Source organism: Staphylococcus durrellii, assembly GCF_015594545.1.
Lineage (GTDB): Bacteria > Bacillota > Bacilli > Staphylococcales > Staphylococcaceae > Staphylococcus > Staphylococcus durrellii.
In genome coordinates this window covers 1,826,824-1,851,717 of sequence record NZ_JADIIO010000001.1, presented here as the reverse complement: position 1 = coordinate 1,851,717, position 24,894 = coordinate 1,826,824, and the positions used below count along the sequence as shown (strand labels likewise).

General features: G+C 32.6%; 26 protein-coding genes and 2 pseudogenes. 17 read left to right on the top strand and 11 right to left on the bottom strand.

The genetic code is table 11. The annotated features are described in order from the left end of the window. The first annotated feature begins 701 nt into the window (after positions 1-701). The 5 genes and pseudogenes from ISP02_RS08870 (at position 702) to dltD (ending at position 4,942) form a co-directional block, all read left to right on the top strand. Positions 702-824, top strand: a complete 123-nt coding sequence (locus tag ISP02_RS08870) for a teichoic acid D-Ala incorporation-associated protein DltX (RefSeq protein WP_235980540.1) — start codon at positions 702-704, stop codon at positions 822-824. 15 nt (positions 825-839) lie between these two features. Continuing rightward, positions 840-2,300: a D-alanine--poly(phosphoribitol) ligase subunit DltA gene (gene dltA, locus ISP02_RS08865; protein ID WP_195721208.1), complete on the top strand. Its 1,461-nt coding sequence runs from the start codon at positions 840-842 to the stop codon at positions 2,298-2,300. Further along, positions 2,297-3,512, top strand: a pseudogene (gene dltB, locus ISP02_RS08860) (D-alanyl-lipoteichoic acid biosynthesis protein DltB). Before dltA ends, dltB begins: the two are co-directional and overlap by 4 nt. A gap of 18 nt (positions 3,513-3,530) precedes the next feature. Continuing rightward, the gene (gene dltC / locus ISP02_RS08855) at positions 3,531-3,767 is read left to right on the top strand and encodes a D-alanine--poly(phosphoribitol) ligase subunit 2 (protein WP_195721206.1); all 237 of its coding nucleotides are present in this window, start codon (positions 3,531-3,533) and stop codon (positions 3,765-3,767) included. Further along, complete coding sequence (gene dltD, locus ISP02_RS08850; RefSeq protein WP_195721205.1) at positions 3,764-4,942, top strand: D-alanyl-lipoteichoic acid biosynthesis protein DltD; 1,179 nt, start codon at positions 3,764-3,766, stop codon at positions 4,940-4,942. Before dltC ends, dltD begins: the two co-directional genes overlap by 4 nt. Positions 4,943-4,971: 29 nt before the next feature. Here the strand turns inward: dltD and ISP02_RS08845 are convergent, their stop codons facing one another. Beyond that, positions 4,972-5,214, bottom strand: a complete 243-nt coding sequence (locus ISP02_RS08845) for a NifU family protein (RefSeq protein ID WP_002464399.1) — start codon at positions 5,212-5,214, stop codon at positions 4,972-4,974. Positions 5,215-5,318: 104 nt separating this feature from the next. Here ISP02_RS08845 and ISP02_RS08840 point away from each other — a divergent pair, with 104 nt between their 5' ends. Then, positions 5,319-5,639: a YuzD family protein gene (locus ISP02_RS08840; protein ID WP_195721204.1), complete on the top strand. Its 321-nt coding sequence runs from the start codon at positions 5,319-5,321 to the stop codon at positions 5,637-5,639. A gap of 30 nt (positions 5,640-5,669) precedes the next feature. Here ISP02_RS08840 and ISP02_RS08835 read toward each other — a convergent pair whose 3' ends face one another. Beyond that, entirely contained in the window at positions 5,670-6,734 is a 1,065-nt protein-coding gene (locus ISP02_RS08835) for an NAD(P)/FAD-dependent oxidoreductase (protein ID WP_195721203.1), read from the bottom strand. Positions 6,735-7,183: 449 nt separating this feature from the next. On the opposite strand from ISP02_RS08835, the gene ISP02_RS08830 reads away from it, so the two are divergent. From ISP02_RS08830 to ISP02_RS08805, 6 genes are all read left to right on the top strand, one after another. Next, positions 7,184-7,420, top strand: a complete 237-nt coding sequence (locus ISP02_RS08830; protein ID WP_048792666.1) for a YuzB family protein — start codon at positions 7,184-7,186, stop codon at positions 7,418-7,420. A 12-nt stretch (positions 7,421-7,432) separates the two neighbouring features. Next, positions 7,433-7,792, top strand: a complete 360-nt coding sequence (locus tag ISP02_RS08825) for a HesB/IscA family protein (protein WP_195721202.1) — start codon at positions 7,433-7,435, stop codon at positions 7,790-7,792. Between the two features lie 288 nt (positions 7,793-8,080). Continuing rightward, positions 8,081-9,289: an NAD(P)/FAD-dependent oxidoreductase gene (locus ISP02_RS08820; protein ID WP_195721201.1), complete on the top strand. Its 1,209-nt coding sequence runs from the start codon at positions 8,081-8,083 to the stop codon at positions 9,287-9,289. A gap of 111 nt (positions 9,290-9,400) precedes the next feature. Then, complete coding sequence (locus ISP02_RS08815) at positions 9,401-10,879, top strand: M17 family metallopeptidase (protein WP_195721200.1); 1,479 nt, start codon at positions 9,401-9,403, stop codon at positions 10,877-10,879. A 224-nt stretch (positions 10,880-11,103) separates the two neighbouring features. Beyond that, entirely contained in the window at positions 11,104-12,420 is a 1,317-nt protein-coding gene (locus tag ISP02_RS08810) for a Na+/H+ antiporter family protein (protein WP_195721199.1), read from the top strand. Between the two features lie 30 nt (positions 12,421-12,450). Beyond that, positions 12,451-12,828, top strand: coding sequence for a hotdog fold thioesterase (locus ISP02_RS08805; protein WP_195721198.1), 378 nt, complete (start codon positions 12,451-12,453; stop codon positions 12,826-12,828). Between the two features lie 107 nt (positions 12,829-12,935). Here ISP02_RS08805 and ISP02_RS08800 read toward each other — a convergent pair. The 9 genes and pseudogenes from ISP02_RS08800 to kapB all read right to left on the bottom strand — a co-directional run bounded on the left by ISP02_RS08800 (position 12,936) and on the right by kapB (position 20,483). After that, positions 12,936-14,084 (bottom strand): annotated as a pseudogene (locus ISP02_RS08800) (FAD/NAD(P)-binding protein). A 127-nt stretch (positions 14,085-14,211) separates the two neighbouring features. Next, entirely contained in the window at positions 14,212-14,568 is a 357-nt protein-coding gene (locus ISP02_RS08795) for a Na+/H+ antiporter subunit G1 (protein ID WP_195721197.1), read from the bottom strand. Further along, positions 14,546-14,839 carry a Na+/H+ antiporter Mnh1 subunit F gene (gene mnhF1, locus ISP02_RS08790; RefSeq protein WP_195721196.1) on the bottom strand — a complete coding sequence of 98 codons (294 nt, stop codon included), beginning with the start codon at positions 14,837-14,839 and terminating at the stop codon, positions 14,546-14,548. The genes ISP02_RS08795 and mnhF1 overlap by 23 nt, the downstream gene beginning before the upstream one ends. Next, positions 14,836-15,318, bottom strand: a complete 483-nt coding sequence (locus tag ISP02_RS08785) for a Na+/H+ antiporter subunit E (RefSeq protein ID WP_195721195.1) — start codon at positions 15,316-15,318, stop codon at positions 14,836-14,838. The genes mnhF1 and ISP02_RS08785 overlap by 4 nt, the downstream gene beginning before the upstream one ends. Before the next feature lies 1 nt (position 15,319). Further along, complete coding sequence (locus ISP02_RS08780; RefSeq protein WP_195721194.1) at positions 15,320-16,816, bottom strand: Na+/H+ antiporter subunit D; 1,497 nt, start codon at positions 16,814-16,816, stop codon at positions 15,320-15,322. Then, positions 16,803-17,150: a Na+/H+ antiporter Mnh1 subunit C gene (gene mnhC1 / locus ISP02_RS08775; RefSeq protein ID WP_195721193.1), complete on the bottom strand. Its 348-nt coding sequence runs from the start codon at positions 17,148-17,150 to the stop codon at positions 16,803-16,805. Before mnhC1 ends, ISP02_RS08780 begins: the two co-directional genes overlap by 14 nt. Beyond that, positions 17,150-17,578 carry a Na(+)/H(+) antiporter subunit B gene (locus ISP02_RS08770; protein WP_195721192.1) on the bottom strand — a complete coding sequence of 143 codons (429 nt, stop codon included), beginning with the start codon at positions 17,576-17,578 and terminating at the stop codon, positions 17,150-17,152. The genes mnhC1 and ISP02_RS08770 overlap by 1 nt, the downstream gene beginning before the upstream one ends. Beyond that, positions 17,559-19,976, bottom strand: a complete 2,418-nt coding sequence (locus tag ISP02_RS08765) for a Na+/H+ antiporter subunit A (protein WP_195721191.1) — start codon at positions 19,974-19,976, stop codon at positions 17,559-17,561. The genes ISP02_RS08770 and ISP02_RS08765 overlap by 20 nt, the downstream gene beginning before the upstream one ends. Positions 19,977-20,102: 126 nt before the next feature. After that, positions 20,103-20,483, bottom strand: a complete 381-nt coding sequence (gene kapB / locus ISP02_RS08760; RefSeq protein ID WP_195721190.1) for a sporulation phosphorelay system protein KapB — start codon at positions 20,481-20,483, stop codon at positions 20,103-20,105. 66 nt (positions 20,484-20,549) lie between these two features. Here kapB and ISP02_RS08755 point away from each other — a divergent pair, with 66 nt between their 5' ends. The 5 genes from ISP02_RS08755 (at position 20,550) to ISP02_RS08735 (ending at position 24,864) form a co-directional block, all read left to right on the top strand. Beyond that, positions 20,550-21,146: a peptidylprolyl isomerase gene (locus tag ISP02_RS08755; protein WP_195721189.1), complete on the top strand. Its 597-nt coding sequence runs from the start codon at positions 20,550-20,552 to the stop codon at positions 21,144-21,146. Positions 21,147-21,163: 17 nt separating this feature from the next. Beyond that, positions 21,164-21,307, top strand: coding sequence for a hypothetical protein (locus tag ISP02_RS08750; protein ID WP_195721188.1), 144 nt, complete (start codon positions 21,164-21,166; stop codon positions 21,305-21,307). A 281-nt stretch (positions 21,308-21,588) separates the two neighbouring features. Next, complete coding sequence (gene ygs, locus ISP02_RS08745; protein WP_195721187.1) at positions 21,589-21,960, top strand: S1 domain-containing post-transcriptional regulator Ygs; 372 nt, start codon at positions 21,589-21,591, stop codon at positions 21,958-21,960. A gap of 184 nt (positions 21,961-22,144) precedes the next feature. Further along, the gene (locus ISP02_RS08740) at positions 22,145-23,278 is read left to right on the top strand and encodes an NADH-dependent flavin oxidoreductase (RefSeq protein WP_195721186.1); all 1,134 of its coding nucleotides are present in this window, start codon (positions 22,145-22,147) and stop codon (positions 23,276-23,278) included. 395 nt (positions 23,279-23,673) lie between these two features. Continuing rightward, positions 23,674-24,864 (top strand): ornithine--oxo-acid transaminase, encoded by a 1,191-nt coding sequence (locus tag ISP02_RS08735; RefSeq protein WP_195721185.1) that lies wholly within the window; start codon positions 23,674-23,676, stop codon positions 24,862-24,864. The last annotated feature ends 30 nt before the right edge of the window (positions 24,865-24,894 follow it).

Sequence of the window (24,894 nt, the reverse complement as noted above, 5' to 3'; positions counted from 1 at the left end):
GCTAATTTTTACATAAGATAGCACGTTAAGTTAGTATTTTTTCTTAAATTATACGGAGTGCTTAGTTTTAACAGATAAATAAAAATGGATTAGGATTAAGCAATTCCTGTGGCAGGGTGCAATCAAATTATTTAAATGTTAATAGTGAAATGTCAAAAATAACAGTATAAGTTAAAGTATACAGGCTAAGCTATCACCTATGAAGGTGAGGTAACTATTACTCAGTGTTGACTAAAAAATAACGCTTAAGTTATTACAAAGCATTAATTATATAACGGCTATTAATTAGCACTGTGTGTCCTAGAATTTATTGTTACTTCATGCCCAAATTTTACAAACTCCACAAGAATGTTACAACTCTAGACCGAGTGATTACTCGTAAAAATTCTATATAATAAAATAATAAAAAATGTATTTTAAGTTGAGTCATATAAGATATATTATAAATTAACTATTCAGAAGTAAAATTTATTGTAATATAAAGCGTTTTTCTATATAAATTTTGGAACTTTTGGGTAATTATAAGTAGTATCAATAATGAAAAAAATTTATATAATTGTAAATACATAAGAAAAAATGTATAATGAATTTGTAAAATATGATGATTGACAGCGATTATAAATTCTTATCGTTTAAGTTGTAAGGATTAAATTATCGATTTTATTATGAGGTGGAAAATGTCAAAATTTAAACTAAACTCTATGCAATATAGCGCTGTGAAGACAGTAGGACTAACTATATTGTATTTTGTAATATTAATCGCGCTATATTTAATTTACGGGTCAGGCGATACCCACAATAACTTTATATATAATGAATTTTAATAAGGAGCAGCTGAGATGGATATCATAAACTTAGTTAAACAACACGCAACATTTCACCCTGATCAAGACGCAGTTAAATATAACGATAATGTATTAACATATAAAGATATAGAGCAATATTCAAACACCCTAGCTAAGAGTATAGAAAATACAGACAAACCACTTTTGCTTTATGGCCACATGTCGCCATTTATGATTGTTGGCATGTTAGCAAGTATTAAAGCTGGCTGTGGCTATGTACCGGTAGATACTTCGTTGCCAGAAGACAGGGTGGCATCTATTGTTAAAAAAATAGAGCCGCAATATATTTTTAATACGACTACAGAATCTATAAATCTAAATCTAGGTACAGAAATTTTTATTGAAGTGCTGCGCGAACAGCAGCCGATAGATAACTATCAATCACAAATTGCAAGTGACGATATAGCATATACAATTTTCACTAGTGGTTCTACTGGGGAACCTAAGGGGGTGCAAATCAAGTATAGCAGCTTGAATGAATTTGCCGAGTGGATAATTGAGTTAAACCAAGCTGGAGAGCATCAACAGTGGCTAAATCAAGCACCATTCTCATTTGATTTATCTGTAATGGCCATTTATCCATGTTTAATATCAGCAGGTACATTAAATCTAGTGGATAAAACAATGATTAATAAACCTAAACTGTTAAATGATTTACTTGAGAATAATGACATTAATATATGGGTGTCAACGCCATCGTTTTTAGAGATGTGTTTATTATTACCTCATTTTGATCAACAGAAATATCCAAAACTTAAGCAATTTTATTTCTGTGGTGAGATTTTAGCGCATAAAACAGCTTCAATATTAAATACTAAGTTCCCACAAGCCATAATCTATAATACTTATGGACCTACGGAGGCAACGGTAGCTATTACAAGTATTCAAATTACAAAAGATGTTATTGACCGGTATAATCCACTTCCAGTTGGTGTACCGAAGAATGGCACAGCATTAGATGTAACTGAAGAAGGAGAACTCGTTATTACTGGCAACTGCGTTAGCGTAGGTTATTTTAAAGATGAAGTTAGAAGTATGAAAGCCTTTAAAGATAAAGGTGATAATAGAAGTTATTATACTGGTGACAAAGCAATTGAAAAAGATGGTCTTTGGTTTGTTCAGGGACGTATCGACTATCAAATTAAATTGAATGGATATCGAATAGAATTAGAAGAAATAGAATTTCAATTAAGACATTTAGATGCTATAAGAGAAGCGATTGTTGTACCTATTTATAACAAAGATAAAGTTTCAAGAATTGTTGGAGTTATTACTTTAAATCAAGAGATACAAGAAGATTACAGTGTTAATGAGTTATCTCATGAAATCAAAGAACAATTGAAGCACCATATACCTGCATATATGATTCCAAGTAAATTCAAAGTCATCGATCTAATGCCAATGACAGTGAATGGCAAAGTAGATAGAAGGCAGATTGCTGAGGTTATCACATGATACCTTACGGAACATTAACGTTTTTCTTAATAGCATTCATAGTACTATTACCAGTCATCGTATTAGGGCTTATGGGTAGGAGAAGTTACATATATAATGGTCTATCTACGTGTTTCATGATTGTACTTATATTCTCGTCTCATAAGCATAACCTATTTGGTATTAGTTATTTTAGTACCCAACTTGTGAGTTTTATTATCTATACTATTTGGCAAGTTTTTATTATTATTTTTTATTGGAAAGCAAATGCGAAAAATAATACATTCGCAAAGTTTATAGTAGCCATCATTTTATCTATATTACCATTAACTATTGCGAAAATTATTCAAAGTTCATGGCTAGGACCTTATCAAATAATATTACACGAAAGTAAAATCGTTTCATTTATCGGATTCTTAGGTATTTCTTATGTGACATTTAAAAGTGTCCAATTACTTATGGAAATACGGGATGGTTCAATTAAAGAAATTAAATTATGGAAGTTAATTCAGTTTATTTCTTTCTTTCCAACCATCTCATCGGGTCCGATTGATAGATATAAGCGCTTTATTAAAGATGACAAAAAGGTACCTACAGGTAAGGATTATAATGAGTTACTAATTAAAGCAATTCATTACACCATGATGGGCTTTTTATATAAATATATTATTGCATATTTAATTCAAACCTATGCAATTACACCACTAACACTCGAATTAACTACTTTCACCGGTAAATGGTTGTATATGTATGCCTATAGTATGTATCTTTTCTTTGATTTTGCAGGTTATAGTTTATTCGCTATTGCATTTAGTTACTTGTATGGCGTAAAAACACCAGAGAACTTTAATCAGCCATTCAAAGCAAAAAATATTAAAGATTTTTGGAATAGGTGGCATATGACATTATCGTTTTGGTTTAGGGATTGTATTTATATGCGTGCACTATTCTATATGTCTAAAAAGAAAATGTTTAAAAGTCAACTGTTAATGTCGAACATCGCTTTTTTTCTAAATTTCTTTATTATGGGTGTTTGGCATGGTTTAGAGGTGCATTTTATCGTTTACGGTTTGTATCATGCATTTATGTTTATTGGTTACGGCTACTATGAAAGATGGAAAAAAACAACATCCGCCTAAATGGCAAAATAAATTTACTCAAGCACTGAGTATTATTGTGACATTCCACTTTGTAACTTTTGGTTTTCTTATCTTTTCAGGCAAACTGTTTTAATAATAGGAGGAAATTTATATGGAATTTAGACAACAAGTTTTAGATTTATTGGCCGATGTAGCAGAAAATAACATCGTGAAAGAGCAACCAGATATTGAGATATTTGAAGAGGGAATTATTGATTCGTTTAAAACTGTAGAATTATTATTAGAGATTCAAAATAAATTAGATATTGAAGTTTCAATTATGGATTTTGATAGAGATGAATGGGCAACGCCAAATAAAATTATTGCAGTACTTGAACAACAAAAATGAAGTTAAAACCTTATATACCAATATTGGCTAGTCTTTTGTTGTTTGGGCTTTTCCTATTGTTGCCAGCAAGTTGGTTCACTGGTTTAATCTCAAACAAGGCGGTAGCTGATCAAAGATTGTCACTGAATGAACAAGTGTTAAAAGGAACGCTCATTCAAAATAAATTATTTGAATCGAATCATTATTATCCTATTTATGGGTCGAGTGAACTAGCTAAAGACGATCCATTTAATCCCGGAATTGTGATGCATAATCATAAGCACGTACCAAAACTACCATTTCTTATTGGTACGGGAGGTTCGACTGATTTAATTAATGCAGTTGGACTAGCTTCTCAATACGATAATCTAAAAGGAAAAAAATTAGCTTTTATTATTTCGCCGCAATGGTTTACTAATCATGGGTTAACCAACTCGAATTTTAATGCTAGAATATCCCAAACTCAAATTGATAAATTATTTGAACAGCCCAATTTGAGCCCTGAACTTAAACAACGCTACGCCAAACGGTTGCTGCAATTTAAACATGTGGCTAACAAACCTTTTTTAAGACAGGTAGCTAAAAATCCTGATAATATAGAACATTCTTATGTATCTCCATTTAAAGAAAATCAATTATTAAAAATAGAGGCTATTAAATCAGCGTATCCGTTAGCACCTTCACCACTCGAACACGTTAAGCCAATTAACAATGATAATGGATCATGGCAAACAATGAAGGTTGACGCTGAAGAATATGGTGGTCAACATACTAAGTCTAATAGATTTGGCATTCGAGATAAATATTGGGAATTAATTAAATCACATAAGCGAAAGATTAACAGGAATTATGAATTTAATAAAAATTCCCCAGAATTTAATGATTTAGCGTTATTAGTAGATACGATGCGTGCCGCTGGTGCAGATGTACAATATGTTAGTATTCCATCTAATGGAAAATGGTATGATCATATCGGTATAGATTCTGAACGTCGTAGAGCTGTCTATAAAAAAATAAAACACACAGTTACCTCTCGTGATGGTAAATTGTATGATATGACGCATAAAGACTATGAACCTTATGTTATTAGTGATGCTGTTCACATTGGTTGGAAAGGTTGGGTATATATTAATCAACGTATCAATCATCATATGCATGAAAAACCACTAAATACACAAAAAGAGCGCTCTACATAAAAGAGCGCTCTAAGTATATTTAATGGCTATTAGAATACTTGTTCTACTTCTATAACGCCTGGTACTTCTTCGTGTAAAGCACGTTCAATACCAGCTTTTAAAGTAATAGTAGAACTTGGACAAGTACCACATGCACCGTGTAATTGTAATTTCACAATTCCATCTTCTACGTCTATTAGGGAACAATCTCCACCGTCACGTAATAAGAATGGACGTAATCTCTCTATGACTTCAGCTACTTGATCAAACATAGTTGCGTTCTCAGTTGGCATACATATGCCTCCTTTCAAGTAAAAAATTTCAACTTGTACTCATTTATTTATTATAATAGAAAATGAAAGAAAAATCTATGATTGAAACCAAAGGAGGATTTAACTTGGGAAAGGTGAGTGTAGTAGTATATGGTGCTGAAAATGTGTGTGCTAGTTGTGTAAACGCACCGACACCGAGAAATACATATGAGTGGATACAACCATTATTATGTAGGAAATACCCGGACATACAATTTGAATACACATATATTGATATAGAAAAAGATAATGACAACTTATCGGATCATGATCAACATTTTATTGAACAAATTCAAGAAGATGAGTTGTTTTATCCGCTTATAACGATGAATGATGAATATGTGGCTGATGGATATATACAATTGAAAGACTTAACGCATTTCTTAAATAAACTGAAAGAACAATAAAAGACTGCTCTTATTTGAGCAGCCTTTTTATTAACCATTATGATATTTATACATCCAAAGGACACCAGATTTTAAGATTGAAGCTAAACGGCCAGTAACTGTTCTGTCCATAACATAAGCAAATCCTTTTTTATCACCCAATGAACCTAAGAAGCCTTGTACTTTTATTTCAGGCATTTTTTCAGGTAATTTTTTATTTTGCCAGTGCATTTTCATTACATCAGCAATTTGATCGCCTTGATATTCAGCTAATTGAGCACTTGGAGCATGTGGCAATTCGGCACAATCGCCTACTACATAAACATTAGTGTGAGTCGGTACTTGATGATATTGGTTTAAAATAACTCTACCACTTTTACTAATGTCGATTGGTAGATTTCTTACGATTTCAACTGGTTGAATACCAGCTGTCCATACGATTAAGTCTAAATCTTCTGGTACATCGCAGTTATATATACGACCAGGTTCTACTTTGTTAATATCTGAATTAGGTACAACGTTGACATTGTTTTTCTTAAACCATTTTTCTATATAATTACTTAATTTTTCAGGGAAACGAGACAAAATTCGTTCACCACGATCATACAGATAAATATCTAAGTCTTCACGACTTTCTCTCAACTCGCTCGCCAATTCAATACCGCTTAGTCCTGCCCCTACGATACCTACTTTTGCGCCATTAGGTAATTCACTAATATGGTGGAAAGTTTCACGAGATTTAGATAATGTTTGAATACTATGTGTATATTCTTCTGCACCAGGTACATTATGATATTTATCTTCACAACCTAATCCGATAACTAATTCATCATAATCAACTTTAGTTTGTCCAGCTGTAACTATCTGATCTTCTAGATTAATATCATTAATTTCTCCGTAAACGATGTTAACTCGTTCAGAATTCGGGAAATTCATACGTACTTCTTTATCAGATTTTGTACCTGCAGCCAGTTCGTAAAACTCAGGTTTCAAACTATGATATGGCATACGGTCGATTAATGTAAGTGAATAATTGTCAGGTAACGCATTTGGTAATATGTGAGACATAATACGCATGTTGCCGTAGCCGCCGCCTAATAAAACTAAATTCTTCATTTTGATACCCCTCTAATAATAAATGTGTTTACAGATTTCTACAAAAGACATAGTATTTGATTTCAGCCCGTTTGAATAAAATACTTTAAAGTCTTTAAGTTTCAATCTATTTTGTTAATATGAAAAATGATTGAATATCAGTTATCAACTCAATTTTCAAAATAAATGACTCGCCTATATTATATGCTTTTTTAATATGTTCTACAAATAACTTAGACACATTTAAGACAGAAAATATATAATTGTAGTAATTAAAAACTTTAAAATATCGATGAGTATTGACTCAAAAAATTTGATAAATATCCATTTGAAGGATAAAAATTATTAATAAAAATCACTAGAAAAAGTTAGTTTAATATTTTTTTAAAAAAGAACTAAGGCAAGAACATAGTCATAAGTAACGAAAGTTGTTATAATGTTAGGACTGATTATTAATAAGAAGGTGTATTATGAATCCAATAGTAGAATTCTGCATTTCGAACATGGCGAAAGGTGGAGATTATGTATATAACCAACTTGATAATGATCCTGGTGTAGATGTTCTAGAATATGGGTGTCTTCAAAACTGTGGATTATGTTCAAGTACCTTGTATGCATTAGTAAATGGTGATATCGTTGAAGGTGAATCACCAGACGATTTATTACAAAAAATATATGCTCACATAGAAGAAACTTGGATATTTTAGGAGGGAAACATTATGGCAGTGATAAATTTAACTGAAGCGGCTGCTTATGAAGTGAAAGACATGCTTAAACAAAATGACCTATCTGATGGTTATTTGAAAATTAAAGTTAACGGTGGTGGTTGCACAGGCTTAACTTATGGTATGTCTGCAGAAGAATCAATAGGTGACAACGATGAAGTATACGAATTTTTTGGTTTAAAAGTATTAATTGATAAAGATGATAAACCAGTCTTGGATGGAACTACAGTTGATTTCAAACAATCGCTAATGGGTGGCGGTTTCCAAATAGATAACCCAAATGCGATTGCATCTTGTGGTTGTGGTAGTTCATTTAAAACAGCTAAAGTCGCTGGTTCACCAGAAGATTGTTAATTTAATAAGTTGGAACACTAACACTTTGTGATGGTCACATATTCAATAAATAACAAGCTATTTGTTGGAGTTAAGGTTATAGTTGACTATAAGTGTGTGGCTGTTCCAACTTTTTATATATTGATTTGTGAAAAAATAAACAATATGCATGTAAGTGCTTGAAAATATAACTTAAAAACTATAAAATTATGAATGGATGGAAGATTGTCTTTAATGAGTAGCATTACTCTAAATAGGTATTAATAAAGACGTTTGCAAGAAAAAATTATGAAAGCTTAGGTGAATAAAATGGCACAAAATCGTAAAAAAGTTCTAGTTTTAGGTGCTGGTTATGCTGGCTTACAAACTGTTACTAAATTGCAAAAACAAATTTCAGCTGATGAAGCAGAAATTACTTTAATCAATAAAAATGATTACCATTATGAAGCTACATGGTTGCATGAAGCATCAGCAGGTACGATTAGCTATGAAGATTTACTTTATCCAGTTAAAAGTGTTATTAATGAAGATAAAGTTAACTTTGTAAAAGCAGAAGTAACAAAAATAGATCGTAATGCTAAAAAAGTAGAAACTGATGCAGGTATTTTTGATTTCGATATTTTAGTAGTTGGTTTAGGTTTTGAAAGTGAAACTTTTGGTATCAAAGGTATGAAAGACCACGCTTTCCAAATCGAAAATGTATTAACTTCACGTAACTTAGCGCGCCATATTGAAGATAAATTTGCTAATTATGCTGCATCTAAAGAAAAAGATGACCGTGATTTAGCTATTTTAGTAGGTGGCGCTGGTTTCACTGGAATTGAATTCTTAGGTGAATTAACAGACCGCATACCTGAATTATGTAACAAATATGGTGTTGATCAAAGTAAAGTTAAAATAACTTGTGTTGAAGCTGCGCCAAAAATGTTACCAATGTTCTCGGATGACCTTGTTAATCATGCTGTTAATTATCTTGAAAATAAAGGTGTCGAATTCAAAATTGCTACTCCAATCGTAGCTTGTAATGAAAATGGTTTCGTTGTTAAAGTGAATGATGAAGAACAACAATTAGAAGCAAATACATCTGTATGGGCTGCTGGTGTACGTGGTAGTCAGTTAATGGAAGCATCATTCGACGGCGTTAAACGTGGTAGAATCGTTAACGAACAAGACTTAACTATTGCTGGTCATGATGACATCTTTGTAATTGGTGACTGTGCAGCATTTATTCCAGCTGGAGAAGAACGTCCATTACCAACAACAGCTCAAATCGCTATGCAACAAGGTGAACATGTTGCTAAAAATATCAAACATATTCTAGAAGGCCAACCAACACAAGAATTTGATTATGTGGATAGAGGTACTGTATGTTCATTAGGATCTAATGATGGTGTAGGTATCGTTTATGGTAGAGATATTATAGGTAAAAAAGCTGCTTTCATGAAAAAAGTCATCGATACGCGTGCTGTATTTAAATTAGGCGGTATCGGTCTTGCATTCAAAAAAGGTAAATTTTAATAGATAATTCAATATAAAACAGTAGTATCTAGTTAGGATATGCTGTTGTATTACTCAAAGCCTATCTTATTAAGATAGGCTTTTTATCATAATTAGAGAGGAATGATATAAATGAATATTCGAGTAAACGCAGAAGACAAACCAGTTGAACAAAATCTTGTAATAGGCGTAGCAGGACATTTAAATCAACTAGGCAAACCTATTATTATAGATGGTGTTGATATTACTGAAGATTTATCACAGTTAAAACACAACCATATTATCGGAAGTCAAGTAGGTAAAATATATCAAACACAGTTACAAATAAATAATAAAAAACATAGACTTATTACGGTTGGATTAGCTAATTTAAAAGAATTAAAGCCAAAAGATATGGCAATGGTTTTTGGCAATGTATTTCAATTTCTTAAGGCTGAAAATGTTAAGGTAGCCTCATTACTGTTTGATAGTTTTGAAACTAAAAGTTTGCCAATTGAGAGAGTTGCAGAAATACTTGGACAACAGAGCCTACGTTCAATTTATGAATTTGATAATTATAAAACAAATAAAAAGGCACCTTATGAATTACTGATTAACTTACATAGTGATGATCAACACATTATAGATTCCGTAGAACAAGGGCAATCAATAGGCCAAGCGATAAACTTAGCAAGAGATTTTAGCAACATGCCACCTAATATTTTAACGCCCAGTTATTATGCAGAGTTGTTAATAGATCATTTCAAAAATACTGAAGTACAACTTGATGTAAAAAACGAGAAGCAATTACAAGACGAAGGGTTCGGTTTAATACACGCCGTAAGTAAAGGTTCTAGTCATCCTGCACGGCTGATAACGTTAACTTATAATGGTGCATCTAAAGATGAGGATCCTATCGCGTTAGTTGGTAAGGGCATAACTTACGATTCTGGCGGCTATTCTATTAAATCTAAACTAGGTATGCAGACGATGAAATATGATATGTGTGGCTCTGCAAACGTGATAGGTATGATTGAAGCAGCACGTTTACTAAAATTAAAAATTAATATTATAGGTGTAATCGTGGCTTCAGAAAATATGATTAATGGTGAAGCAATGAAACCAGATGATGTATTCACAGCATTAAGTGGTGAAACTGTTGAAGTGTTAAATACTGATGCTGAAGGTAGGCTTGTGCTAGGAGATGCAGTGTTTTATGCGAATCAATTTAAACCAAAAATGATATTAGACTTTGCAACTTTAACCGGTGCAGCAGTAGCTGCATTAGGTGAAGATAAAGCAGCAGTTTTTAAAAACAACGATCAAACGTCATTAGAAGTAATTCTTGAAAAGGCACGTGATACTGATGAAATGGTCTTTGAATTACCAATGACGGCAACAGAGCAACGATTAATTAGACAAACAGACGTAGCCGATTTAGTTAATCATACAAACGGGCAAGGTAAAGCATTATTTGCAGCAACTTTTATTAGTCACTTTGCTGGCGAAACGCCGCATTTACATTTTGATATTGCAGGCCCTGCTACGATAAACAAAGTATCATATAACGGTCCAAAAGGCCCTACAGGCTATATGATCCCAACTATTGTACAATGGTTAAGAACTTTATAAATTAATGATATTTAGTTGAACTAAATCTGACTTATGAAAATATTGATGATTATTTTAAATTAAGAAGTAAAATGGTTATTAATATAAAGATAAGTGAAAAGATATTAGTTCAACTTTTTTAATAGATACAATTTGTTTAATTTTTGTTGACAAAGGTAACACAGCTTGATAATATAAATTTTGTTATGCTTTAGTTCGATAATGTGGTAAAGGGGTTTTGAATTGTGTTTAATGCGGTCGTAATAGCTGTCGTATTAATGATTATTCTATGTTTATGCAGATTGAATGTAGTTATTAGTTTATTCATTAGTGCGTTGGTAGGTGGCTTGATTGCCGGAATGAGTGTCACAGAAATAGTGACTGTATTCAGTAAAAATATTGTAGATGGAGCCGAAGTTGCTCTAAGTTATGCCTTATTGGGTGGTTTTGCTGCTTTAATATCTTATAGCGGCATAACGGATTATCTTGTTCTTAAAATTATTAAAGCAATCAGAGCTGAGAATTCAAGAATGTCTCGAGTCAAAGTTAAAGTTATAATTATGATTGCATTATTAGTATTAAGTATTATGAGTCAAAATGTAATACCAGTACACATTGCATTTATTCCAATAGTTATACCACCATTAATTAGTTTATTTAATGAATTAAATATAGATAGACGACAAATAGCTTTAATCATTGGTTTTGGGTTATGTTTCCCATATGTGTTACTGCCTTTTGGATTTGGTCAAATATTCCATCAAATTATTTTGAAAGGTTTTACCAAGGCACATCACCCAATTGAAATGAGTATGATTTGGAAAGCTATGATTATACCTTCGATGGGTTATATAGTCGGATTAATTGCTGGGCTTATACATTATCGCAAACCGAGAAAATATATTGACCATAAAAATGAAAGTGAAATGTCAGAAGTAACATTAAAACCATATGTTATTGTCATAACAGTTATTTCGATTATCGCAACTTTTACTGTTCAAACCCTTACTGATTCAATGATCTTTGGTGCATTGGCTGGTGTATTAACATTCTTTGTATCGGGAGTTTATAATTGGAAAGATTTAGATCAAAAATTTATTGATGGTATTCAAATTATGGCATATATCGGTGTTGTAATTTTGACAGCAAATGGCTTTGCAGGTGTTATGAATAAGACAGGCGACATTAGTCAATTAGTGCAAAGTTTAAGTACCATAACTGGCGACAATAAATTACTAAGTATAATTTTAATGTACGCTATTGGATTAGTAGTAACACTTGGTATAGGTTCTTCATTTGCTACAATTCCAATTATCGCTACCCTATTTATTCCTTTAGGAGAATCATTAGGTTTAAGTACTATGGCATTAATAGCATTAATAGGAACAGCAAGTGCGCTAGGTGATTCAGGTTCACCTGCAAGTGATTCAACTTTAGGTCCAACAGCTGGGTTAAATGTTGATGGTCAACATGACCATGTGCGAGATACTTGTGTACCTAACTTTATATTTTATAATGTACCGTTAATCATTTTCGGAACGCTTGCGGCTATGATATTATAATTAATAAGTTAACAAAAGAGGTGGTGCGTTATGAGTACGATGTTAGATGCTTTGGAAATGAAAATTGAAAAACAAGAGCATGGTTTGATGGTCGTTTCAATGCCAGTAACTGATAAAGTTAAACAACCATTTGGTTATTTACATGGTGGCGCAAGTTTAGCATTAGGTGAAACAGCTTGCTCGATGGGGGCCGCTTATATTATAGATACAGACCGCTACACACCTTTAGGTTTGGAAATGAATGCAAATCACATTGGTTCGACTGTAAAAGGTATGATTTATGCAACTGCGACGATTATTCATGAAGGTAAAACAACTCAAGTATGGAATATCGAAATTAAAGATGATACCGACCGATTAATTTGTATCATGCGAGGTACGATGGCGATAAAAGAACGTAAAAGATAAATTACACAAAAGGGATGAAGGATTGAATTATACAATCTTCATCCCTTTTTTTGATAGTAAAGGCTAGTTAAATACATTTGAATATCCTTTGTTATTTAAAAGTGCCGTCATTTCGTATACGACGTAGCATTAAACGCGCTTCCTATGCGTTTAGCAGCTTCTCTTCCACCAGCAATATTACGTGCAAATGGTCCTAATTTTAGATCGGCTAGTGCACCACTTACATATAAATTGGGTAACCAAGATAGTTGATCAGTTAATAAAGGTAAACCACAATTAGCCATAGGTGCTTAATAGTGTAAAATCAAATTTTTAATAAGGGGTAGTTGATATAGACTATTACTAAAACCTGTTGCAAGTATAATATTGTCGTAATATGTTTCGTTGTTATCAGTAATGATATGATGGTGACGAATATCATTAATTTTATCATGATGAATCATTAAGCGACCTTGTTCTTGATAATGTTTTAATTTTAAATATAGCTCTCTCGGTAAAGAACCTTTATGACGTTCTTTGTTAAGTAATAACAGACGTTGTTGTGAATCTTCTATAGCCTCAAAGTAGGTCATATTTTTCGGACCTAGCCATCCTGGATCTGCATCGAAATCGTGAACTTCTAAATATTTATTTAACCATAAGTGAACTATACGCTCATCTTGCTTTAACAATTTATTAATTAAATGCGCTGCTGAAATGCCACTGCCGACTACATGTGAAGATGAGCAGAAATTTATCGTGTCATCATCTTGGAAGATATGTTGCACATCTGGTTGTTGCTGAAATATCTGAGGTACATTTGTATGGTGATAACTTCCAAAAGCTAACACTACATTTTTGGTTTTAATAATTTCATTATTATCCAATAATACCGACCATTGATTATCTGTTGGGAATAATTCAATTGCCGAAGCAGAAATGTGAGAATGGTTTAAATCAAATTGATGAATTAACATATGTATATGATCCATAAACATGTTTGTTTGAGGACGTTGATATTTACCTAAGGTACAATTAGTATATTGGTTTACTTTAGCAAACTGCTTTAAATGAAATGGGTCCGGATGTACGTGATGCACACCAGGTGAACGTAAGAAAGGCATACTGATTTTACTTGTGCGTCGTGCAAATTGTTCACATAAATCATTATGTGGGTCTATAATGGTTAATTGTTGTTGTGCTAAACCTAAGTTTATTAACTTTAATGCGATGGTAACTGCATGAATGCCGCCACCAATAATCGTCCATTGTTGCATAAAAATCTCCTTTATCATAAAACGTAATTATTACGATTTATGATAAAGGAAATTAAATACTAAATCAACAGTAAAAGAGTCCAAAAAGTTTAGTTAAAGTACTAATTTTTTGGACTCTTATTTATAGTTATATTTTTTTATCTTTCAATGTCTCTGAAATATCATCTTGTTTGATGCGTTTTGATGAGGGTGTTTCTAAATTATAAGCGGCTTTAATAATTAAATGGCTGGCTAATGGTCCGGTAATTAGTATGAAAAAAATACCGACGATTAATTGCATATTTGCATAGCCTTCTTTACCGATAAAGAATAAGAAAACACCAGCTAACAAGAATATTGAACCTAACGTTGCTGCTTTACCTGCCGCATGAGCTCTAGAATAAACATCTTCTAGACGCAAGATGCCGATTGCGGCCAGTGCACTAATTAATGCGCCCAAAATTACGAGTATAAGTGAAATACTAATGATTATTGTTGCTGTCATGTTCGATCACCTTACCTTTATCCATATATTTAGCGAATACAGCAGTACCTAAAAAGGCTATGATACCTATTAGTAATATAGCAACTATCATATAAGTTGTCCCTAGAAAAATGCTGAACAAAGCGATGATTGCCATAAGTTGAATACCCATAGCATCTAAGGCTACAACTCTGTCAGCGAGAGAAGGACCTTTAATAACGCGAATAAGCATTGCTAACATGGATAACGACACAATTATTAGTGCAATGATTATAATGATTGAGTAGTTCATGTCGTTTCGCCTACCTCTCTTACCACTTTTTCAAGTGACGATTTTATACTTTCAGTTTCTTCTTCTGTAGTGCTGAAATCAATACAGTGGACGAAAATCTTTTTGCGATCATCACTAACGCCTAGTACTATAGTACCGGGAGTCAAAGTAATGAGTGTAGACAATAGCACAATTTGCCAGTCCGCTTTTAAATCTGTGTTATAAGTAAAGAAAGCTGGTTCATTTGCTATTTTACGTTTTGTGACAATCTTGATGACATCTAGATTGGCTTTGATTAATTCTATAAAAAATACTACTAATAGTTTGATGATTTTATATATTGTTAAGATATAAAGTCTGCCTGGGAAAACACTGCGTAAAAGAACTACGAGTATTAGTCCGAATATATAGCCTAAAATAAAATTATTTAACGTATAACTACCTGTTAAGAAGAACCATAAAACGGCTAGCAATAAGTTTACTAATATTTGAATTGCCATATTATTTACCTCCTAACACGTTAGATACATATTCGCTTGGATTATAGAAAGTTGAGGCCGCATCTTTAATGATTGGTTGTAAAACGTCGGCTGATAATCCAAATATTATTGTCAGCACCACAGTAAAGACTGAAATAGTTAATACACTTTGATATTGTAATTTAGGATTATATTTATATCCAAAAGCAGGGCCAAAGAAACCTTTTAAGAATATACGAATAACTGAATATAGTACGACTAAACTAGAAAGTAAGACTACTATACCGCTCACGTAAAATCCTTTTTGGAAAGTTGCTTCAATTATATAATATTTACCGTAAAAACCACTGAATGGTGGAATACCAGCTAAGCTTAAAGCTGCAATAAAGAATGTCCAACCTAAAATGGGATAATGTTTAATTAGACCGCCAAATGATTTTAAATCATACGAGCCTGTAATTTTATAAATAACGCCTATTAAAAAGAATAGACCTGCTTTAATTAGCATATCATGAAGCGTATAATAAATTGCACCCATTATGCCGGCTTGATTCATCATTGCAACACCGATTAAGATGACACCAATAGCAATCATAATATTATACAGTATAATCTTTTTAATGTCGCTGTAACTTATGGCACCTAAGCAGCCAAAGACAATAGTCAGTATAGCTAAGAACAATAATAAATAATACGGTAGTGAAGACGTATCACGGAAAAAAAGACTAATTGTTCTAGCTATGGCATAAACACCAACTTTTGTAAGTAAAGCCCCGAAAAAGGCAATAATCGCCGTCGGAGGCGCATAATATGCACCAGGTAACCATATATACATTGGAAATACACCGGCCTTTGTAGCAAAAACAAAAATGAATACAACAAAAATAATTGTCACTACATTGCTGTCTTTAGGTGATAACTGGCTTAGCTTGTTACTAATATCTGCTAAATTTAATGTACCAACTACAGAGTAAAGCATTCCAACAGCAATAACGAAAAATGCTGAAGAAGTTACATTAATTAATACATATTTAATTGTTTCACTTAATTGTATTTGTGTGCCACCAATAACCAATAAAATATATGAAGATATTAAAAACACTTCAAAAAATACGAATAAGTTGAAAATATCACCAGTCATAAATGCACCATTGATGCCAGTAATCATAAACATAATAGCAAAATAATAATAGAATCTTTCTCGTTCGATACCAACAGTTTTATAAGAATATAAAATTATTAGAGCCGTAATAATTAAGCTTGTAACTATAAGTAGGGCACTGAAAAGGTCTAATACAAAAACAATACTATACGGTGCCTTCCAAGAACCAAGTTCAAGTTTAATAGGTCCATCTTTATAGACATTGTATAGATTAATTAAACTAAAGCATAAAGTGATTAATGTACCGCCTAATGCAATATAGCGTTTGATGATAGGACGTTTACCTAAAAAGATTAATAAAATACTGGTTAATAAAGGCAGTACTAATGCTGACATAAGTAAGTTACTCGCTATCATTTTCAAGCACTCCTCTCATCTGTTCGACATTGTCTGTTCCGAGCTCTTTATAACTTCTAAACGCAAGAACTAAGAAGAATGCTGTGACAGAAAATGAAATTACTATTGCCGTTAAAATAAGGGCTTGTGGGATAGGATCAACATAATGCGTTACTCCTTTTTCGTATATAGGTACGCCTCCATTTTTTAAGCCACCCATTGTAATTAAAAACAAGTTTGCCGTATGCGTTTGTAGCGTTGTCCCTAAAATAATACGTATTAAACTTTTAGAGAGAATGAGATAGACGCTCATTGAAGTGAGGAAGCCACAAACTAATATCATTAATATTTCCATTAGTCATTCTCTCCAATCGATAATATGATAGTCATTACTGTACCAATTACTGCCAACATGACGCCTAAATCAAAAAATGTAGCAGTATGCATATGCATTGGCTTTAAAATGATAAGTGGTATTTCAAACGGCTTATGAGTAAAGAAATTTTTGTCATAAAACCAACTGGCCATAGGCGTAGCTACACAAAATAATAATCCGATGCCTATTAAAATTTTGAAATCCCAAGGAAAAATTTTACGCATTGTTTTAATGTCAAATGCAACTGCAATAATAACAAGTGCACTTGAAAGTAAGAGGCCCCCTACGAAACCACCACCAGGAGTATAATGCCCAGCTAGGAATAGTGAAAGACCAAACATTACTATTAAAAAGAAGATAACAATAGCTGAATATTGAAAAATTAAATTATTTTTCTGTCTGTTCATTATTATTACCTCCTTCAACTTTAGTGTTTTTTTTAGAGCGCAATTTAATCATTGTATATACACCCAAACCTGCTATACCTAATACAGACGATTCGAATAAAGTATCGGTACCACGGAAGTCAACAAGTATAACGTTAACCATGTTTTTGCCGTGAGCTAGGTCATGAACATGTGCTTTATAATAATTAGCTATAGAAGCGAAGTGTCTATTGCCATAAGCAATTAAACCAATAATAGTTACCACTAAACCTGCGCCAATTGAAATTAACATATTAACCGCTTTAAAACTTTTAGTTTCGTTATGACGATTTAAATTTGGTAAATGATAGAAACATAGTAAGAATAAAGCTGTTGAAATTGTTTCTATTACAAATTGTGTTAGCGCTAAGTCAGGTGCGCCAAAATAAATAAAGAATACGGCAACAGCATAACCTATAGCACTAGCCATTAAGATACTGAACAATCTAGAATGTGCTAACACCATCATGGTTGCAGCAACACATATTAAAATAACGATTACGACTTCGAATGCCCTTATATTACTCACGTCTTTAAAATTAATTGAAACTGGTGTAACTATTAACACGATTGCCGACATCACTATTAACGTTAAGAAAATAATAACTAAGTTATTACGCGTAAATCCTGTAACGTACGTATCTGTAAATTTACTAGAATAAAGTTGTACAGATTTGCCACTATTGTTATACCAATAATTAATTGTTAACTTGTCTGGTTGTGCTTTTAGCAAATGCACCCAATAGCTAAACGTAAAAATTAGTATGATACCAATTAAATAAATCAGTAATGTAGAGAAAAGCGCTGGCGTAAAACCATGGAAGAAATGAAATTCTGCAGGTTTACTCACAGATTTACTGATTGAATTAACTGCAGGGTCTATAATTGAACTTGTAATTAAATTAGGAAAAAGGCCAAATACTATAACTAATAAAGCTAAAATAATAGGTGATATTAGCATTAACAATGAAGATTCGTGTGCTTTCTTAGGCAGTTTATCTTCATGGTAACTTCCTAGGAAGATTTGACCAATAAATCTTATAGAATAGACGAAGGTAAAAATACTACCAATAATAGCAACGATTGGTAATAAAACACCTATAGAACTTAAGTTATATAAATCAACATGAGTTATTTCAATAACACTTTCTAAAAATGATTCTTTTGATAAAAAACCGTTAAAAGGCGGAACGCCAGCCATACTTAGCGCTGTTATTAAAGTGATTGTAAACGAAATAGGCATTACAGTCACCAGACCACCTAGTTTTTTTACATCACGTGTTCCAGTACTATGATCCACAGCGCCGGTAATCATAAAGAGCGCACCTTTAAATGTAGCATGATTTATTAAATGAAATATAGCCGCTGTAAATGCTGCGCTATATAACTGGCTTTCTGAGCCTTCGAAATGATAACTGACTGCACCAATGCCTAACATTGCCATTATCATCCCTAACTGTGACACGGTAGAAAAGGCAAGGATACCTTTCAAATCTTGTTGCTTTGTGGCATTTAACGATGCCCAGAAAAGTGTTACAAGGCCAACAACCGTAACTGCCCATACCCAACCTTGTGTAACCGCAAAAATTGGAGTCATTCGTGCCACTAAGTATAAACCCGCTTTAACCATAGTCGCTGAATGTAGGTAAGCACTTACAGGTGTTGGTGCTTCCATTGCATCTGGTAACCAAACATAAAATGGGAATTGGGCTGACTTTGTCATTGCACCAATCAGAACGAGTACCATTGAAAGTATGAAATATGGACTAGTCTGAATATTGTCTGCATTAGCAATCATTTCATGAATACTTGTTGAATGAGTAGCAATTGATAATAAAATTAAACCACCTAATAAACATAGTCCACCTAATACAGTAACAAGCATCGATTTTTGAGCGCCATAAATAGATGCTGAATTTTCTCTCCAAAATGAGATAAGCAAAAAACTAGAAAATGATGTTAATTCCCAAAATAAGTATAAAACAATTATATTGTCAGATAAGACAACACCTAACATTGCGCCCATAAATAATAGTAGATAACAGTAAAAATTCCCCAATTGCTCTTTTCGACTTAAATAACTGATTGAGTATAGTACGACTAATGTACCAATACCAGTGATAAGCAGACTAAACAATAGACTTAAACCATCTATATATAAATCATAATTCATGCCAAATTTTGGCATCCAGTCTGCTTCTAGTAAAACGGCATCATCTGACATGGTTGTTGGTATGTATGAGATGAAGTAAATAAATAAGACTAACGGGACTGGTAATACAAACCAGCCTAAATGAAGCCGTTTATGAAGTCGATACACAAAAGGAATAATGAGTGCAAAAATTAACGGTATTAACACCGCTATATGCAACAAGCTCATTAAGTATGCCTCCCTTTAAAAAGTATATAAAAACATTATACATGATTAATACTATTCTGAAAAACGTCAATCGCTTATATATAAAGGATTGTAATGCACTATTAAATAAGAAGAAAGTGTGTATTTTTATTTAAATTTTTCTTTATATTGAATGAAATAATCATTTTTTAAGATTTGTAAATTTTCTAGAGAACGACGGGCATGTTCATCTTGCTTTTGTTGCAAGCGTTCTTCTAAATTATTAATAGCAAGTTGTAATGATTCAACGTAAGGTAAGGGTTCTACATCTAATTCTTTCAATTGTGAGCTAGTCGTATAACGCTTTTCAAATTGACTTAAAGCTTTACGTTCGTGGAAGAATACATTATCTGTTGCTTTAGGATTATGTAAATCACCTTGTTTTGGATGTTTAATCACTTGTTCGATTTGAACCAAAACTTGATTATCTTGTTCTTCGACGATACTAACGCCATATACTCCAGTTTTATGAGCGAAACGGTATAACATATTCAATACTTCCTTTCATTTATGTTAAAATACTAATATCATATTAACATGAAATGGAGAATTAAAATGACAAACTATCCTCAATTAGATAACAAAGTAAAAGACAATGAAATTAAATTAGTTATGCATACAAATAAAGGAGATATGACTTTTAAGCTATTACCTGACGTAGCACCTAAAACAGTTGAAAATTTCGTAACACATGCAAAAAATGGCTATTACGATGGCATCACATTCCACCGTGTAATAAATGATTTTATGGTTCAAGGTGGAGATCCAACTGCAACAGGCATGGGCGGCGAAAGTATTTATGGTAAGCCTTTTGAAGACGAATTTTCTTTAGAAGCTTTTAATATTTATGGTGCATTATCAATGGCAAATTCAGGGCCTAATACAAATGGCTCTCAATTTTTTATTGTACAAATGAATGAAGTCCCTGAATCAATGTTAAATCAATTAGCAGATGGTGGTTGGCCACAACCTATAGTAGATAAATATGCTGAAAAGGGTGGTACGCCTTGGTTAGACCAAAAGCATACGGTATTTGGTCAATTAATTGATGGTGAGTCTACATTAGAAGATATTGCTAGTACAAAAGTAGGCCCACAAGACAAGCCATTACACGATATTACTATTGATTCAATTGATATTGAGGATAAATAAAGTTAGAAATTGCTAAAATGGGAAACAAAGATGTTAATATTCAATGCTACAAATTATTAGCAGAATGTAATCCTATCAACTTTAAAGATCATTCTCAAGGTGATGCAGAAGATTACGTTATAATGAATAATGTTTATCAACAAGGTGGCTTAAACAAATAGCCAACAGTATCAAAATATTTAGCACTTTAACTTTGAAACAGAAATGCCAATTCAAAACGTTTAACTAAGGTGCAAGAGGCATTGATATTACAAGCACAATATTCACTATAATAAATTTGGTCGAGAACATAGCGTTTTCGACCTTTTTAAACCAATTTAATTCATTGAATGTGCTAATTTTTTTTACGAAATGATGTGTTTTTTTAACTTAACGTTAGTCCCTCAATATTATTTATGCTATTATAAGATTGTTAAGTATAACGATATAAGGGGTTATCAAGTTGAATCATCATTACAAAATTGGTCAACACATTAAAGTACGTGTGACTGGTATTCAACCGTATGGCGCATTTGTTGAAACCCCTGATAATACTGAAGGCTTGATCCATATATCTGAAATCATGGATGATTATGTACATAATTTAAAAAAATTTTTATCAGAAGGGCAAATTGTTAGAGCAAAAGTTATTTCTATAGATAATGAAGGCAAATTAAACTTGTCTTTAAAAGATAACGATTATTTTAAAAATTATGAACGTAAAAAGGAAAAGCAATCAGTGTTGGATGAAATCAAAGAAACTGAAAAATATGGGTTTCAAACAATCAAAGAACGCTTGCCGGTTTGGATAAAACAGTCTAAAGACGATATGTAACAAGATTGAGAGTCTTGTGAAACTAACACTTTATTAGAGTGTTAGTTTTTTTAATTCCTAATATGTATGCGCAAGCATATAATTTAACCTTATTAACACATTGAGTTATTATGAATGAGCAGTTAAATAGTAACGTTATTTTTAGCGTGATATAGTAATGGAATTATTAAGGAGGAATAGTAATATGAATGAAAAATTTGGCCCTTTATTTGAAAGTGTAACCTTACCTAATCAAGTAGTTTTGAAAAATAAATTTGTTTTAGCTCCATTAACACATGTTTCTTCAAACGATGATGGTACTGCATCAGAAGATGAAATTAATTATATGGAACAACGCTCACAAGATGTAGGCTTAGCTATTTCTGCAGCAAGCAATGTGACTGATTTAGGTAAGGCTTTTCCAGGTCAACCTTCAGTAGCACATGATACAGATTTAGATGGTTTGAAAAAATTAGCGCATGTAATGAAGAAAAATGGTGCAAAAGCAGTTGTGCAAATTCATCATGGTGGCGCACAAGCATTACCTAATTTAACACCAGGTGGAGATGTAGCTGCCCCTACACCTATTTCTCTTAAAAGTTTTGGTCAACAAGAAGCACATGATGCACGTGAAATAACTGAAGATGAAATACAAGAAACAATTAAAGCTTTTGGTGAAGCGGTAAGAAGAGTTGCAGAAGCTGGCTTTGATGGTGTAGAAATACACGGTGCAAATCATTATTTAATTCATCAATTCGTATCACCATATTATAATAAACGAACTGATGAATGGGGAACTGATAAATTAAAATTCCCAACAGCTGTTGTAGACGAAGTATTAAAAGCAAAAAAACAATATGCCGATGATTCATTTATCGTTGGATATAGATTCTCGCCTGAAGAAGCAGAATCACCAGGAATCAGTATGGAAATTACTGAGTCATTAATTAAAACACTTATACAAAAACCGTTAGATTATTTACATGTCTCACTTATGGATGTACATTCTAAAACACGAGACGGTAAATATGCTGGAGAAGAAAGAATTAAATTATTGCATCAATGGATTGATGGACGTATGCCATTAATCGGTATTGGTTCAATCTTCACAGCAGAACAAGCATTAGAAGCTATTCAATCAGGCAATATTGAAATGATTGCTTTAGGTAGAGAAATATTATTAGATTATCAATTTGTCGATAAAATTCAAAATGATCAAGTAGACGATATTATTTCGTATTTTGACCCAGATAGAACTGACAATCATGAGTTGCCACCAAAATTATGGGAGCAATTTAACAGAGGATTTTATCCATTACCTAGAAAAGATGAACAATAATTAATATAAAAAAAGAGTAACTTGCGATTAACGCAAAGTTACTCTTTTTTAATTTTAAAAAATGACATAAAAAAGGTGCTGTGTTATGTTCGTCGATACATAAATAGAAATTGAATTGGGAATGCTGTATAGAAAATCACTATTATTATAATTTTTTTATAATAATAACTTATGAATAAAAATAAGCATAGACTGTGCCAAGATGATTGTTTCTTAGATAATTATACAAATTATTATGTTGTTTATTCAAAGTGAGAAAGATTCTTTTGAAATACTATTAATCAACCTTAAGATTTACTTAGGAAAATAGTTTCAGTTATACTTTAAATACGTTATGCTAAGAATATGATTAATTGTGGCTTTATTGCCCATAATAACTATAAAGGGGAGATATCATGACAAGATCAGAAGAAATTATCGAGGTTACAAATCATTATGGAGCACATAACTATGTCCCATTACCAATTGTTATCTCGGAAGCTGAAGGGGTTTGGGTGCAGGATCCTGAAGGAAATAAATACATGGATATGCTGGCTGCATATTCTGCTGTAAATCAAGGACACCGTCATCCTAAAATAGTTCAAGCGTTGAAAGACCAAGCTGATAAGGTAACGCTTGTATCTAGAGCTTTTCACAGCGACAACTTAGGTACATGGTATGAAAAAATATGTAAACTTGCAGATAAAGAGAAAGCACTGCCAATGAACACTGGTGCTGAAGCGGTTGAAACTGCGCTTAAAGCTGCAAGACGTTGGGCTTATGAAGTGAAAAATATAGAACCAAATAAAGCAGAAATAGTGGCATTTAATGGCAATTTCCATGGTCGTACAATGGCACCAGTTTCACTTTCATCTGAAGCTGAATATCAACGTGGCTATGGGCCATTATTAGAAGGATTCCGTAAAGTTGATTTTGGTGATATTGAAGCATTAAAGTCTGCTATTAATGAAAATACTGCCGCTGTACTTATTGAACCAATTCAAGGTGAAGCCGGCATTAACGTACCTCCTGAAGGTTACTTAAAAGAAATTAGAGAATTATGTGATGAACATAATATTTTATTTATCGCCGATGAAATTCAAGCCGGTTTGGGTCGTTCAGGAAAATTATTTGCGACAGATTGGGATAACATTAAAGCTGATGTTTATATTCTAGGTAAAGCATTAGGCGGAGGCGTATTACCAATTTCAGCAGTATTAGCTGATGAAGAAGTATTAGGTGTATTCACTCCTGGTTCTCATGGATCAACATTTGGAGGAAACCCATTAGCGTGTGCTGCTTCTATCGCTGCATTAGATGTTATTATCGACGAAGATTTACCTGGCCGTTCATTAGAACTAGGCAATTATTTCAAAGAAGAATTGCAAAAAATTGACCATCCTGCCATCAAAGAAGTAAGAGGTCGTGGTTTATTCATAGGTATAGAATTGAACGAAAATGCTAGACCATATTGTGAAGCATTAAAAGAGCAAGGTATTTTATGTAAAGAAACACACGATACGGTTATTCGTTTTGCACCACCATTAATTATTACTAAAGAAGAAATTGACTACGCATTAGACAAAGTGAAAGCAGTTTTTGAATAGCATTAAAGTTCATCAATCTAGTATAGGAAT